13 protein-coding genes are annotated in these 12,720 nt (G+C 72.1%); 7 read left to right on the top strand and 6 right to left on the bottom strand.

Going from position 1 to position 12,720, the window contains the following annotated elements; all coding sequences use genetic code 11:
• Positions 1–24 precede the first annotated feature (24 nt).
• The 3 genes from O7599_RS11915 to O7599_RS11905 all read left to right on the top strand — a co-directional run bounded on the left by O7599_RS11915 (position 25) and on the right by O7599_RS11905 (position 2,825).
• Entirely contained in the window at positions 25–993 is a 969-nt protein-coding gene (locus O7599_RS11915; RefSeq protein ID WP_281622122.1) for an amino acid ABC transporter permease, read from the top strand.
• Positions 994–1,010: 17 nt separating this feature from the next.
• Positions 1,011–1,763 carry an amino acid ABC transporter ATP-binding protein gene (locus tag O7599_RS11910; protein WP_281623353.1) on the top strand — a complete coding sequence of 251 codons (753 nt, stop codon included), beginning with the start codon at positions 1,011–1,013 and terminating at the stop codon, positions 1,761–1,763.
• A gap of 93 nt (positions 1,764–1,856) precedes the next feature.
• Positions 1,857–2,825, top strand: a complete 969-nt coding sequence (locus O7599_RS11905) for a zinc-binding dehydrogenase (protein WP_281622121.1) — start codon at positions 1,857–1,859, stop codon at positions 2,823–2,825.
• Positions 2,826–2,972: 147 nt separating this feature from the next.
• On the opposite strand, the gene O7599_RS11900 is transcribed toward O7599_RS11905, so the two are convergent.
• Positions 2,973–4,481 carry a DUF4246 domain-containing protein gene (locus tag O7599_RS11900; protein ID WP_281622120.1) on the bottom strand — a complete coding sequence of 503 codons (1,509 nt, stop codon included), beginning with the start codon at positions 4,479–4,481 and terminating at the stop codon, positions 2,973–2,975.
• 182 nt (positions 4,482–4,663) lie between these two features.
• Here O7599_RS11900 and O7599_RS11895 point away from each other — a divergent pair, with 182 nt between their 5' ends.
• The gene (locus O7599_RS11895; protein WP_037751376.1) at positions 4,664–4,873 is read left to right on the top strand and encodes a hypothetical protein; all 210 of its coding nucleotides are present in this window, start codon (positions 4,664–4,666) and stop codon (positions 4,871–4,873) included.
• Positions 4,873–5,427 carry a Clp protease N-terminal domain-containing protein gene (locus O7599_RS11890; RefSeq protein WP_281622119.1) on the top strand — a complete coding sequence of 185 codons (555 nt, stop codon included), beginning with the start codon at positions 4,873–4,875 and terminating at the stop codon, positions 5,425–5,427. The genes O7599_RS11895 and O7599_RS11890 overlap by 1 nt, the downstream gene beginning before the upstream one ends.
• Before the next feature lie 128 nt (positions 5,428–5,555).
• Here O7599_RS11890 and O7599_RS11885 read toward each other — a convergent pair whose 3' ends face one another.
• Complete coding sequence (locus O7599_RS11885) at positions 5,556–6,554, bottom strand: SDR family oxidoreductase (protein ID WP_281622118.1); 999 nt, start codon at positions 6,552–6,554, stop codon at positions 5,556–5,558.
• Between the two features lie 169 nt (positions 6,555–6,723).
• Between O7599_RS11885 and O7599_RS11880 the strand changes: the two genes are divergently transcribed.
• Together O7599_RS11880 and O7599_RS11875 are read left to right on the top strand one after the other, a co-directional pair.
• Entirely contained in the window at positions 6,724–7,911 is a 1,188-nt protein-coding gene (locus O7599_RS11880; protein WP_281622117.1) for a histidine kinase, read from the top strand.
• Positions 7,908–8,552, top strand: coding sequence for a response regulator transcription factor (locus tag O7599_RS11875; protein WP_281622116.1), 645 nt, complete (start codon positions 7,908–7,910; stop codon positions 8,550–8,552). Before O7599_RS11880 ends, O7599_RS11875 begins: the two co-directional genes overlap by 4 nt.
• A 407-nt stretch (positions 8,553–8,959) precedes the next feature.
• Here the strand turns inward: O7599_RS11875 and O7599_RS11870 are convergent, their stop codons facing one another.
• From O7599_RS11870 to O7599_RS11855, 4 genes are all read right to left on the bottom strand, one after another.
• Positions 8,960–9,952 (bottom strand): fibronectin type III domain-containing protein, encoded by a 993-nt coding sequence (locus O7599_RS11870; protein WP_281622115.1) that lies wholly within the window; start codon positions 9,950–9,952, stop codon positions 8,960–8,962.
• A gap of 89 nt (positions 9,953–10,041) precedes the next feature.
• Positions 10,042–11,289, bottom strand: a complete 1,248-nt coding sequence (locus O7599_RS11865) for a PadR family transcriptional regulator (protein WP_281622114.1) — start codon at positions 11,287–11,289, stop codon at positions 10,042–10,044.
• 1 nt (position 11,290) lies between these two features.
• Positions 11,291–12,226: a DUF4097 family beta strand repeat-containing protein gene (locus O7599_RS11860; RefSeq protein WP_281622113.1), complete on the bottom strand. Its 936-nt coding sequence runs from the start codon at positions 12,224–12,226 to the stop codon at positions 11,291–11,293.
• 164 nt (positions 12,227–12,390) lie between these two features.
• A complete protein-coding gene (locus O7599_RS11855; RefSeq protein WP_281622112.1) occupies positions 12,391–12,576 on the bottom strand; it encodes a DUF6104 family protein in 186 nt (61 codons plus the stop codon).
• Positions 12,577–12,720 lie beyond the last annotated feature (144 nt).

The raw sequence follows: 12,720 nt of genomic DNA, 5'->3' as shown, positions 1-12,720 counted from the left end.
AGCCGTTCAGAGAGAAGTCCTCCCGTGACCGACCCGACCTCACCGGGCCCGGCCGACAAGCAACCGGCCGGGCCCGGGCCCTCGAAGACCGGTGCCGCCACCGCGGTGCCGCCCGAGGCGATCAGGGCGATCCCCGTGCGCCACCCCTGGCGCTGGGTGAGCGCCGCGGTCGTCCTCGCGCTCCTCGGGCTGCTCGTCTACGCCTTCGCCAACGCCAAGATCGAGTGGGGCGACGTCCCCGAGTACCTGTTCTCCGGCCGGGTCGTCGAAGCCGCCGGGAACACGCTGCTGATCACCGTGCTCGCCATGCTGCTCGGCGTGGTCCTCGGCATCGTCCTCGCGATCATGCGGCTCTCGGACAACCCGGTGACCTCGGCGTTCGCCAACCTCTACATCTGGTTCTTCCGCGGCACCCCGGTGCTGCTGCAACTGCTGCTCTGGTACAACCTCGGCCTCGTCTTCCAGACCCTCAACCTGGGTCCGCTCTACAAGAACGAGATGACCGACGTCATGACCCCGTTCGTGGCGGCGCTCCTCGGCCTCGGCCTCAACGAGGCCGCGTACATGGCCGAAATCGTCCGCGCCGGCATCCAGTCGGTCGACGAGGGCCAGACGGAGGCGTCGCACGCGCTCGGCATGAGCCAGGGGAAGACGATGCGGCGCATCGTGCTGCCCCAGGCGATGCGGGTGATCGTGCCGCCGACGGGGAACGAGTTCATCAACATGCTCAAGACCTCGTCGCTGGCGATGGTCATCCAATACACCGAGCTGACGTTCGTGGCGAACGAGATCTCCGCGACCAACCTGAACCCGATGGAGATGTACATCGTCGTCGCCGTCTGGTATCTGGCGATGACCAGCGTGTTCAGCGTGATCCAGTACTACATCGAGCGGCACTACGCCAAGGGCTCCGTACGCCAGTTGCCGCTGACACCGCTGCAGAAGCTCCGGCGCAACATTTTCTCCGGGCCGCGGCTGATGGGAACGAGGTGAGCGCCGCCATGACGGCAATGGTCAGGGCCGAGGGCGTACACAAGTCCTTCGGGCTCACCCACGTGCTCAAGGGCATCGACCTGGAGGTCGCGCCGCGCGAGGTCTTCTGCCTCGTCGGCCCCTCGGGCTCCGGTAAGTCGACCTTCCTGCGGTGCATCAACCACCTGGAGAAGATCAACGCCGGCCGGCTGTACGTCGACGGCCACCTCGTCGGCTACCGGCAGCAGGGCAACAAGCTCTACGAGCTGAAGGACAAGGAGGTCGCCGCGCAGCGCAAGGACATCGGCATGGTGTTCCAGCGCTTCAACCTCTTCCCGCACATGACCGCGCTGGAGAACGTCATGGAGGCGCCGGTCCAGGTCAAGGGGGAGTCCAAGGCGACGGCCCGGGAGCGCGCGATGCGGCTGCTGGACCGCGTGGGCCTGGCGGACAAGGCGGCGGGCTACCCGACGCAGCTCTCCGGCGGCCAGCAGCAGCGCGTCGCCATCGCGCGGGCACTGGCGATGGAGCCGAAGCTGATGCTCTTCGACGAGCCCACCTCCGCGCTCGACCCGGAGCTGGTCGGCGAGGTGCTCGACGTGATGCGCGACCTCGCGGAGTCCGGCATGACGATGATCGTCGTCACGCACGAGATGGGGTTCGCGCGGGAGGTCGGGGACGCGCTGGTGTTCATGGACGACGGTGTGGTGGTGGAGTCCGGCCACCCGCGGGAGGTCCTGACGAACCCGCAGCACCAGCGGACGAAGGCGTTCTTGTCCAAGGTGCTGTGAGCCCGTCCGGGTCCCCGGTCACACCGGGCCCGGGTGAGAAATTTCGCTCGGCGGGGCGGGGGCTGGCACGCCCCCGCCCCGGCGCGTAGCTTCATGGTCATGTATGCCGCCTACGCCGCCCGCATCGACCGCGACGACCCGCTGAACGGCCTGGAGTTGGGGGAGCGGCCCGCGCCGCAGGCCCCGCCCGGATGGGCCGTCGTCGACGTCAGAGCCGCCTCCCTCAACCACCATGACCTGTGGTCGCTGCGCGGCGTCGGACTCGGCGAGGACGCCCTGCCGATGATCCTCGGCTGCGACGCGGCGGGCGTCGACGCCGACGGCAACGAGGTGGTCCTCCACTCCGTCATCGGCCAGACCGGCCACGGGGTGGGCCCGAACGAGCCGCGGTCGCTGCTGACGGAGCGGTACCAGGGCACGTTCGCGGAGCAGGTCGCCGTCCCCGCCTGGAACGTGCTGCCGAAGCCGAAGGAGCTGACCTTCGAGGAGGCCGCGTGCCTGCCGACGGCCTGGCTCACGGCGTACCGCATGCTCTTCACCAACGCGGGCGTGCGCCCCGGCGACTCCGTCCTGGTCCAGGGCGCGGGCGGCGGCGTCGCCACGGCGGCGATCGTGCTGGGCGCGGCGGCCGGGCTGCGGATGTACGCAACGAGCCGCGACGAGGCGAAGCGCAAGCGCGCGGAGGAGCTCGGCGCGGAGGCCGCGGTGGCACCGGGCACCCGCCTGCCGCACCGGATGGACGCGGTCCTGGAGACGGTGGGCGCGGCGACGTGGTCCCACTCGGTGAAGTCGCTGCGCCCCGGCGGCACGCTGGTCATCTCGGGCTCGACGAGCGGGCCGAACCCGTCGTCGGTGGAGCTGCAGCGGATCTTCTTCCTGGAGCTGAAGATCGTCGGCTCGACGATGGGCAGCAAGGAGGAGCTGGCGGGGCTGCTGAACTTCTGCGCGGTGAAGGGGGTCCGGCCGGTGATCGACACGGTGCTGCCGCTGGACCGGGCGCGGGAGGGCTTCGAGAGGATGGCGGCGGGTGACTTGTTCGGCAAGGTCGTCCTGACGCGCTGACGCCCTGACCGGTGGGAGTACAAGTTCAGGATCAGCGCCGACGACGGCCCGGAGCCCTGCCCCAGCAACGCGGTGGTGCCGAGGCAGGGGTGACTGCCCCGGGCGGCCGGGTCCCGCACGACGGGGTCCGGCCGTCCGGCGCGTTTCTCAGTGTTCGCAGAGGGAGAATTCGCGTTCGTAGAGCTGCTCGTTGTGTTCGTCGATGAAGAACTTGCGCTCCTGCATGAGTTGTTCGCGGTAGTTCCTGGCTTGTTCGAGTGTCATGGTCGAGGTGTCGGACCACGGCTGTTGGGGCGGCACGTCGGAGGTCGAGACGATCGTTTGCGACGGGTCGACGAGGAAGAACACGAGTATCTTGCGATGCCCCGGGCGGGCCGGGTCCGTGAGGCGGAACGAGTCGACGCGGTGTTGCAGGACGTTCGGAAACGCCAGGCAGCGGCCGGCCGGGGTGGATGCCGAACCCAGCGTCTGGTTCAGCGCTTCTTCGTTCTCCAGGCCGTAGACCTCGCTGATGCCTTCGTTGTCGTTCTGCTCGTAGTCGGGGTCGTCGACCGCCGCCCGGAAGCCCAGTCGGCTTTCGGTGATGTTCTCGCTGTCCCAGTAGTAGATGGCGGTCGAGACGATGCGTTCGTTCAGCATTCCCTCGACATGCCAGGAACCGCCGGCGTACTCCGGCCGGTCCGGGGTGAGGTGGATGGTGGCGAGCTTGACGATGACCTGGAGGCGCCGGCCGCGCAGGTCGACCCGGGCGGAGTCGTCGGGCGGCTCGGGCGGGGCGAAGGCGGGGGCGTCGGGGATGATCGGAGTCCGGTTCACCCAGTGATCGTCGTAGGCCCTGTCCCATGCTCGGACGGCTTCCTGATAGGCGTCGTCGTCGGTGTAGGAGTCCTTCTCCGGGTATTCCGGCGTGGGCTCGTACCAGCCGAAGGGGTCGGCCTCGATCCGCAGGGGCCGCGGATGGCGCAGGTCGGTGAGCACGTTCTCCAGCATCGGGCGCATGCGCGCGAACACCTCGGGCAGGACCGCCAGCAGTTCGCGGTGGGTCTCGGGGTGGAGGTTGTTGACGTACGAGCGGAAGGTGACCTCGCCGTCGTCACTGACGTCCACGTCGGTGGGCAGCCACTGGAACTTCTGGGAGAACTCGTAGGCCGAAGCGCGGCTCCCGATGTGTTGCCAGGCGCGCTCGGGTGCGCCGCTTGTCTCTTTCACCAGACAGAACAGTGAGGGATGGACGAGGTCCAGGACCTGGCCACCGGATCCGGGGTGCCAGTCGCGTTCGGCTTCGGGGACCTCTTCCAGAATCCGGACCGCCGCGCGCAGCCGGGACCTGAGTGCGTCGTCTATGAGGGTGTCGGACTGCCACACCCCGTCGACGGCGGAAACCTCGATGCCGGTGTTCGCGTCCCGGAGGGCGGCGTAGTGCGCGAGTTCGGCGAGGACGTAGGCGACCTGCGCTTCGGTGAGGCCCTGGGCGAGCGCTTCTCGTGTCCACCTGGCGACGATGCCGGCGTCGTTCCTCTTGTCGAACCACTCCGGCTTCGCCCGAATGTGGGCGCTGCACTCCATTATCTGAAGTTCCCGCAGCGTTCTGGGAGGCGCGAAGGCCGGCAAAGGGGACGCGTCGAAAGGCAGCGGAAAAGCGGACAGGTCAGTCAATTTTCTTGGTCCTCCCGGACGAACTGCGATGGCCGGAAGGCTACTTCAGCCCACTGACACGACAGTCGTGGTTCCCGTCGCCGCCGGACCCGGGCCTCACCGGAGCGGCGCGCCTGCCCGTCGAGGGACGTCGGCGTCAACTGTGGTTGACATCCCGTGCGGCGTCAACGTAGGTTGACGGCATGAGTGACGCAACCGAGCTTGCCGAGCGCGCCGGGGGTGCCGACCCCCGGGAAGGCCTCCGGGCCGTGGCCGCGCTGCGGCGGCTGCTGGAGCAACTGGAGGCCGTGCAGGTGCGCAGCGCGCGGAATCAGGGCTGGTCGTGGCAGGACGTCGCGGCCGAGCTGGGGGTCAGTCGGCAGGCGGTACACAAGAAGCACGGGAGGCGCTGATGTTCGAACGGTTCACCGGGGCCGCCAAGGACCTCGTCCGCGGTGCGGCGGCCCGCGCGGAACAGGGCGGCGACGCACACGTCACCGCCGAGCACCTGCTGCGGCAACTCCTCGCCGGATCCGGTACCCCCGGGGCCGTCGCGCTGGCCGCGGCCGGGGTCGACAGCGAGGCACGCCGGGCCGGGGTCCTGCGAGGGCTGGACGAGGCGCGGCGGCGGGGCGGACTCACCCGGTCCGACGCCGAGGCGCTCGCCGGGATCGGCATCGACGTCGACGCGGTCGTCGACCGCGTCGAGTCCACCCACGGCCCCGGCGCCCTCGCCCGGCGCCGGGCGGGGCGGCGGCGCCGCGCCCGGTTCGCCGCCGACGCCAAGGCCGTGCTGGAACGGTCCCTCAGGATCGCGCTGGGACGCGGGGACAAGTACGTCGGCGACGAGCACATCCTGCTCGCGCTCGCGGCCGGCCCCGGCATCCCCGCGGAGGTGCTGGCCGACCACGGGGCCACGTACGCGGCCATCGAGGCCGCCCTGCCCGCGGTACAGCGCGCGGGGTGAGCGGGGGCGGGTGAGCGGGGCCGGGTGAGACGGGCGGCTGTGCGGGGCCGCCCTCCTCGCCGAATCCGGTGCCGAATCCGTTCGCACGTGGCGCCGACCGCCCCGCCGCCGTCACGGGGCGGCCGGCGTCACAGGCCCGCCAACTGGCCGCCGTCGACCACCACCGTCGTACCGGTCTGGAACCTCATGTCGTCCGACGCCAGCGCCAGCGCCGCCGACGCCATCTCCTCCGGCGTCGCCATCCTCTTGAAGGCGTCGATCCCCTGCCGGCCGAACTCCGCCTTCCGCGCCGCCCACTGCTCGTCGGTGTCGCCCGGCGGCCGGTGCACGTCCAGCATCGGCGTGTCCGTCATCCCCGGTGCCAGTGCCGCCACGCGGATGCCGTGCGCGCCGTTCTCGATCGCCGCCGCCTGGACCAGGCCCGACACGCTGTTCTTGCTCGCCGTGTACGAGCCGAGGCCGGGGCGCGTCGCGTACTGGTTGGACGAGCCGGTGACGAGGATGACGCCGCCGCCGCGCGCCCGCAGGTGCGGGATCTCGTACTTCATCGCCAGGAAGACGCCGCGGGTGTTGGTGAGCGTCACGTCGTCCCAGTCCGCCACCGAGACCTCGTGCAGGTCCGTGAACGGCTTCTGGATCCCCGCGTTGTTGAGCGCGATGTCGATGCCGCCGTACTTCTGCGCCACCGCGTCGACAAACCCCCGCACCTCCTCCGGCCGCCGTACGTCGGCCCTGAGGTAGGTGGCCTCCCCGCCCGCCTTCCGGATCAGCCGCTCGACGTCCTGGCCGAGATTCCGGCGCCGCCCGCAGAACCCGACCCGCGCCCCCTCCGCGGCGAACGCGATCGCCGCCGCCCGCCCGATGCCGGAGGTGGCGCCGGTGACGATGACCGTCTTCCCCGCGTACCTGCCGCCCTCCGCGCGCTGTCCGCGCTCCCGCGCCGACGCCGACCCGGCACCGGCGCCGAGGCCCACCCCGGCGGCGGCCATCGCCGCTGCCGCTCCGCCCAGTACGCGGCGTCGCCCCACCGACCCGCGGTTGCCGTCCTGCATGTCGCCGTGCTGCACGGTGCCGTCCTGCCCGTGGCCGTGCTGCATGTCGCGGTCCTGCATGTCGCCGTCCTGCATGTTGCCGTCCCTCCTCGACCTGCGGTACGGCTCCACCCTCCGGCCCGTACACCCCGCGCCGCATCCGCCGCCCGGAGGCCCCGCGCACCGACCAACGGCGGTGGCGGGCCGCGCCGACCCCCGACTTTCGTCGAATGTGCGTGTCAGCCGGGCTGTTTACGATGCCGGTATGTCCACCGCAGAACGGTCCGCGCGCCGAGCCCTGCTGACGCCGCTCCAGCTCCGGCTGCTGCTGGCGGCAGGGTTCGTCTTCGTCGTCGTCAAGTCGGTGCGTGCGGCGCTCACCGAGCAGGCGGGTCTCGTCACGTCCCCGGCGGCGAGCACCGTCGTCGCCGTCGCGCTGTGCGCCGCGCTGCCGCTGTGCCGCCGGATGCCCGTGCCGGTGGCGGCGGTGACCGGCGCCGGGTTTCTGCTGGAGAGCCAGCTCTGGCCGGTGTTCGTCGCGCTCTACGCGGTCACGGTGTGGCGGTCGCGGATCGTCGCCGCCGCGCTGACCGGCGCCGTCTTCGTACCGGCGGCCTTCGGCCCGTTCCGCGAGCTGGTGAACATGCCGCAGGTCATGCTGTTCCCCTGCGCGGTGCTCGCCGTGCCGCTGGCCGTGGGGCTGGCCGCGCGCAGCCAGCGGGACCTGACCGGCTCGCTCGCGCGGCAGTTGGAGCACCTGGAGGCGGCGAACCGGCTGCGCGACGAGCAGGTGCGGATGGCCGAACGGGCGCGCATCGCCCGCGAGATGCACGACGTGCTCGCCCACCGGCTCAGCCTGCTCGTCCTGCACACCGGCGTGCTCCAGCGCCGCGGTGACACCGTCCCCGAGCCCGTACGCGAACGCCTCGACCTCCTCCGTACGACGAGCGCGCACGCCCTGGACGACCTGCGGGACCTGCTGGGCGCCCTGCGCGACCACGAGGGCCCGGTCCCGCTCGCCCCCACCGCCGACGACCTGCCGGCCCTCGTCGCCGAGTCCGAACGCGCCGGCACCCGGGTCCGCGCCCGCACCGACGACCTCGCCGGCCTGCCCGCCGCAGTCCGCCTCGCCGCCCACCGCATCGTGCAGGAGGCCCTGACGAACGCCCGCAAGCACGCTCCCGGCATGGCCGTCGACCTTACGGTGACGGTGACGAGGACGCGGGTGGCGATCCGGGCTGAGAACGGGTGCGCCGTCGTCGCACCGGGGTCGCAGGCCGGTCCAGCGCGCGGCTACGGCCTGGTGGGCATAGCCGAGCGGGTGGCCGCCCTCCAGGGCGAACTCACCACGGGGCGCGATGCCGAGGGCCGGTTCGTGCTCACCGCCGAACTGCCCGTGCCCGTACACCCGGTGGAGGAACCGCCGCTGCTGAGCGGGGCTGCGGTACGGTGATCCGCGTCCTGGTCGTCGACGACGACGCCTTCGTGCGCGCGGGACTGCGGGACCTGGTCGCCACGGACGAGGGGCTCGACCTGGTCGGGGAAGCGGCGGACGGCCGGGCCGCGGTGGCGGCGGCCCGCGACCGGCGGGTCGACGTCGCCCTGGTGGACATCCGCATGCCGGGCATGGACGGCATAGCCGCCACCGCCGCCCTGAGCCGGCTGCCGGACCCGCCGGCGGTCGTCGTGCTCACCACGTTCGACCTCGACGAGTACGTCTACGGCGCGCTGGCGGCGGGCGCCGCGGGCTTCCTGCTGAAGGACACCCCGCCGGACGCGATCCTCCAGGCGATCCACGTGGTCGCCGCGGGCGCCGCGATGCTCTCCCCGACGGTCACCCGCACGGTCATCAGCCGCTTCCACCACCCGGAGGCGGGCCGCAGCCAGGCGGCGAGGGAGGCGGCGGCCCGGCTCACGCCACGGGAGCGGCAGGTGCTGTCGGCGGTGGCGGACGGGATGACGAACGCGGAGATCGGGGCGCTGCTGCGGCTGCGGGAGTCGACGGTGAAGGCGCATGTGAGCCGCATCCTGGCGGAGCTGGGGGTGGCGAACAGGGTGCAGGCGGCGATCGTGGCACGGGATCTGACGGGGTGAGGGGCGGGGCGCCGGTGGGGGGCGGTGTCGCGGAGCGGGCCCGGGGTGGGGCGGCGGTACGGGGGGCGGTCGGTGGCGCAGCCCGGGGTTCGGGGGAGGACCGATGGCGGGCGGACGGCGGTCGGTGGCGCAGCCCGAGCCTGGGGACGTGGGCACCGGGGGGTGAGGGGGGGCGGGGAATCGGAGGATAGGGGCGGGGATCGGAGGGTGAGGGGATCGGAGGATCGGGCGTTTCGACGCCGGGGGCGCGGCGCCCGCGGTGTCCGCGACGCCCCCGGCATCTAACCCCCGAAACCGGCCTGCCCGGCCGCCAGGAGTAGTGGCGGCAGCGGTGAGCGCGATGAGGGCCCCCGTCGTATCCGCATCGCGGCAGCGCACGGCGGTCTCGGGCGACCGCCGCGGGCGTGCTAGCCGCCCGCCGTGACCTCGATCTCCTTGGTGAACGGGCCCCACTTCCCGTCCGGGAGCTTCGCCCGCACCTTCACCGCGTACGTGGCCTTCTCCGTCTTCTCCAGCGGCAGGCTGATGCGGCCCGTGTCCTTCGGCGCCGATTCACCCAGCACCAGCTTCGAGCCGAACTTCCCGTCCACGTACACCTCGTACTCCGTGATGTCCCCGCCCGCCTTCGGTGCGTTCCAGACGAGTTCGAGGCTCCAGGCACCCCCCTGCTCGCGGGCCGTGCCCTGGAGGTCCGTGGCGACCTCGGCGCCCGCCTTGCCCTCGGGTTCCGACTCCGTCGTGACGGTGGCCGACGGGCTCTCCGGGCCGGAGTTGTCGGCGGCGTCGCGGGCCTTGACCGTGAAGGTGTAGCGGGTGTCGGGGCGGAGGGTGGTCACCGACGCGGAGGTCTCGTTGCCGCCCGCGCTGTGGATCTTGGTGCCTTCCTGGTAGATGTCGTACGCCGTGACGCCCTTGTTGTCCTCTGCCTTCGTCCAGGTCAGCGTCGCCGAACGGGGGCCGTCCGCACGCGCCTTGAGCGTGGCCGGCTGCGTCGGGGGCTTGTTGTCGTCGGCGTCGGCGGACGGGGTGGTGACCGGTTCGGCCCTCCCGGCGCCCGAGAGCTTGCCGTCGGCGTCCCTGGCGCGTACGGCGAAGGCGTACCGGGTCGACGGCTCGAGGCCGGTGATGTCGATCATATGCTTGGCGGCCGGTACGTTCTGGATTCTCTTCCCGTTGCTGTACACCTCGTACCGCCGTACGTTCTCTGCCGCCGCCGCCTTGTTCCACATCACGTGCACCGATGTGGAGGTGCTCGTGTAGACGGTGACGCCGGTCGGGACGGTGGGCGTCTCCGGCGGTTCGGCGGCGGCACCGCTGTCCGAGCCGCAGGAGGTGGCGGTCAGGGCCACGAGGCAGGCGGCGGTGGTGCTCAGCGCGGCGAGCGTGGGGGTGGGCCTCACTGGGACGCCTCTCATCGTGCGAGCAAAGGTCCAGACCTTTTTCGCACACCCACCGCGTACATTTCAAGACGTCGGCAATAACCCGCGGTTCACCCCGTCCTGCCGCCCCGCTTGCCTCCCACGCGCAGCAGCGCCGTGAGGTGGGCCGCCGCCGTGGACAGGTGGCGGCGGGCCTCGCGGAGCTGGTCCGGCGAGACGCCGTGGTCGCGGGCGGCGTCGCGGACGTCGTCGCGGAACCGGTCGAGCAGGCGCTCCAGTTCGCGGGCCAGCTCGGTGGGGGTGGCGTCCTGCGGGGTGTCGTCCTCCGCCCACTCGGGCGTGTCGGCGGCGTCCGGCTTGACGTACGACGGCCACTGTGTCGACACGCCGCCCATGCCGGTGGGCGTGGGTGCCGGTCCCGGTGCCGGTGTCGGTGTGGCGGGAGTGGTGGGCGTGGTCGGAGTCGCCGCGTCCGCGATCCTGTCGGCCGCGGAGGCGGCCTCCGTCCCCGCGCCGGGCGCCGTTCCGGTGCCGGGCACCGTCCCTGCGCCGGGTCCCGCCTCTGCCCCGGGTTCCGTTCCCTTGCCCGGTTCCGTCCCCTTGCCGGGCTCCGTTTCCGTGCCGGGTTCCGTCCCCGTGCCGCGGCCCCCGAAGCCGCCCAGGTGCCCCAACTCCCGCGTCAGCTCCGCCAGGCCGTCCATCACCCCGCCCTGCCAGTCGCCCGTACGGACCCGCGTCAGCATCTGGTCCTGCACCTGCCGCGCGATCCGCTCCGCCTCGCTGCGTACCCGCTCCTGCGTCTCACGCGCGTACCTGCGCGCCTGCTCCGCGTCCTGCCGCGCCCGCCGCGTCTCGTCCTTCGCGCGCCTCGCCTGCTCCTTGAACTCCTGCTTCGCCCGCTTGAACTCCTCCTTCGCCTGCCGCCACGACTCCTTCTCCCCGGCGCTCGCGCCGCGGGCGCCGCCCGACGTCCGGGCCTCCTTGGCGGCCTGGCGCATCTCCCGGCGCAGGTCGCTGGCCGTGCCGCTGACATCGGCCTGTATCTCGGCGGCCAGTTCGGCGACGGACTCGCGGATCTCCAGTTCCAGTTCGGCCAGCTCCGCCTGGCGGGCGGCGAGTTCGGCGCGGCCCGCTTCGGTGATCGCGTAGACCTTCCTGCCGCCCTCGGAGGTGTGCGTGACCAGGCCCTCGGTCTCCAGCTTGGCGAGCCGGGGGTAGACGGTGCCGGCGGAGGGGGCGTACAGGCCCTGGAAGCGCTCTTCGAGGAGGCGGATCACCTCGTAGCCGTGGCGGGGGGCCTCGTCGAGCAGCTTCAGCAGGTAGAGGCGGAGGCGGCCGTGGGCGAAGACGGGGGGCATGTCAGAGCACCTTCTTGTCTGCCGGGCCCGCGGTCCTGTCCGCCGGGCCGTCGCCCGTCGGACCGTCGCTCGCCGGGCCGTCGCCCGGCGGTGCGTCCTCCGGTTCGTCGTCCGCCTCCGCCGGGCGGCGGAGCAGGGCGAGGGCGCCGGAGACGGTGGTCGCGCGCAGCGAGCCCTTGCCCGCGCCCAGGCGGCCGTCGACGGACTTCGCGCCCCACTGGCCGCCGACGTCCAGCGCCGCGAAGGCGTTGGAGACGGCTCCGCTCGTCGTGCTCGCGTGCACCTCGACGTCCGGCTCCTCGGGCAGCCGTATGGCGATCTCGCCGGAGACCGTGTTGACGCGGACGTCCGCGGCGCGGGCGGCGGGGGAGAGGTCGATGATCATGTCGCCGCTGACGGTGTCGGCCTGGACGCTGCCGCCGGCGCCGTCGATGAGGGTGAGCGGGCCGGAGACGGAGTTGTAGCGCAGGTCGCCTTCGAGGGCCTGGGCCTCCAGCTCCCCCGAGACGGTGTCGGCGCGGACCGCGCCGGAGAGGCCGACGAGGGTGGCTCCGCCGCTCACCCCGCGTACGTCCGTACGGCCCGCGATCCCCGAGACGACGGCGTCGGCGCCGACGACGCCCACCTCGACGCGCGCGGCGGCGGGCACGGCGAGGGAGACGACGACGCGTCGGCGCCAGCCCTTGCGGTCGAGCCACTTCAGGAAGCCGCGCCAGGGCAGGTCCTCGTACGCGACCGTCAGCTCGCCGTCCTCCAGGCTCACGCGCAGCGGCGGGCCCTCGATCTCGCTGACCTCCAGGCGCGCCACACCCGGCCGGCCGGCGTCGTCGTGGGTGCCGACGACGTGCACGGCTCCGTTGACGATCCGCACCTTCAGGGCCGTGACCGGCTCCTCGAAAGCGAGGGTCTGGGGATCGGCCACAAGCTGCACCGGCATCCACGGCCTCCTGACTCGGGCTCTGGCGAGCGCTCACACCCAACGCAACATATCGCGTCTCTGTCAAGACACGATATATCGCGGTGCCGGGAAGTCAAGTACAGGCCTTGCCGATCCGCCCGCCACCGCTCGCCGCCGCGCGCCCTGGCCGTCGTCAGTCGTCGTCAGTCGTCGTCCTCGTCCTCGTCGTCGAGGCGGGCGAGCCAGGTGGCCAGCCGCTCGACCGGAACCTCGAACTCCGGGTTCAGGTCGACGAACGTACGCAACTGCTCGGCAAGCCACTCGAAGGTGACCTCCTCCTCGCCGCGCCGCTTCTCCAGCTCCTCGATGCCGCGGTCGGTGAAGTACATGGTGGGTGCTCCGGAAGGGGGAAAGTGACCGGTTCAGTATCGCTCACCACCGAGGACGACCGGCGCACAGCGGCGGGCACCGTCGCGGGGCGGCGGTCGGCGGACTAATGTCGGTCCATCGGGCACCCAGCGTAGTCGGGGGAA

Origin of the sequence: Streptomyces sp. WMMC500 (assembly GCF_027497195.1) — a bacterium.
Classification (GTDB): Bacteria; Actinomycetota; Actinomycetes; order Streptomycetales; family Streptomycetaceae; genus Streptomyces.
The sequence above is the reverse complement of the archived record's forward strand: the minus strand, read 5'-3'. Positions and strand labels throughout refer to the sequence as shown.

What these genes read in the sequence shown, in the direction of transcription:
- O7599_RS11895 (WP_037751376.1), top strand. Translation starts at nt 4,664, where the DNA reads ATGAGTGACGCAACCGAGCTTGCCGAGCGCGCCGGGGGTGCCGACCCC.
- O7599_RS11855 (WP_281622112.1), bottom strand. Translation starts at nt 12,576, where the DNA reads ATGTACTTCACCGACCGCGGCATCGAGGAGCTGGAGAAGCGGCGCGGC.
- O7599_RS11910 (WP_281623353.1), top strand. Translation starts at nt 1,011, where the DNA reads ATGGTCAGGGCCGAGGGCGTACACAAGTCCTTCGGGCTCACCCACGTG.
- O7599_RS11865 (WP_281622114.1), bottom strand. Translation starts at nt 11,289, where the DNA reads ATGCCCCCCGTCTTCGCCCACGGCCGCCTCCGCCTCTACCTGCTGAAG.
- O7599_RS11880 (WP_281622117.1), top strand. Translation starts at nt 6,724, where the DNA reads ATGTCCACCGCAGAACGGTCCGCGCGCCGAGCCCTGCTGACGCCGCTC.
- O7599_RS11885 (WP_281622118.1), bottom strand. Translation starts at nt 6,554, where the DNA reads ATGCAGGACGGCGACATGCAGGACCGCGACATGCAGCACGGCCACGGG.
- O7599_RS11860 (WP_281622113.1), bottom strand. Translation starts at nt 12,226, where the DNA reads ATGCCGGTGCAGCTTGTGGCCGATCCCCAGACCCTCGCTTTCGAGGAG.
- O7599_RS11905 (WP_281622121.1), top strand. Translation starts at nt 1,857, where the DNA reads ATGGTCATGTATGCCGCCTACGCCGCCCGCATCGACCGCGACGACCCG.
- O7599_RS11890 (WP_281622119.1), top strand. Translation starts at nt 4,873, where the DNA reads ATGTTCGAACGGTTCACCGGGGCCGCCAAGGACCTCGTCCGCGGTGCG.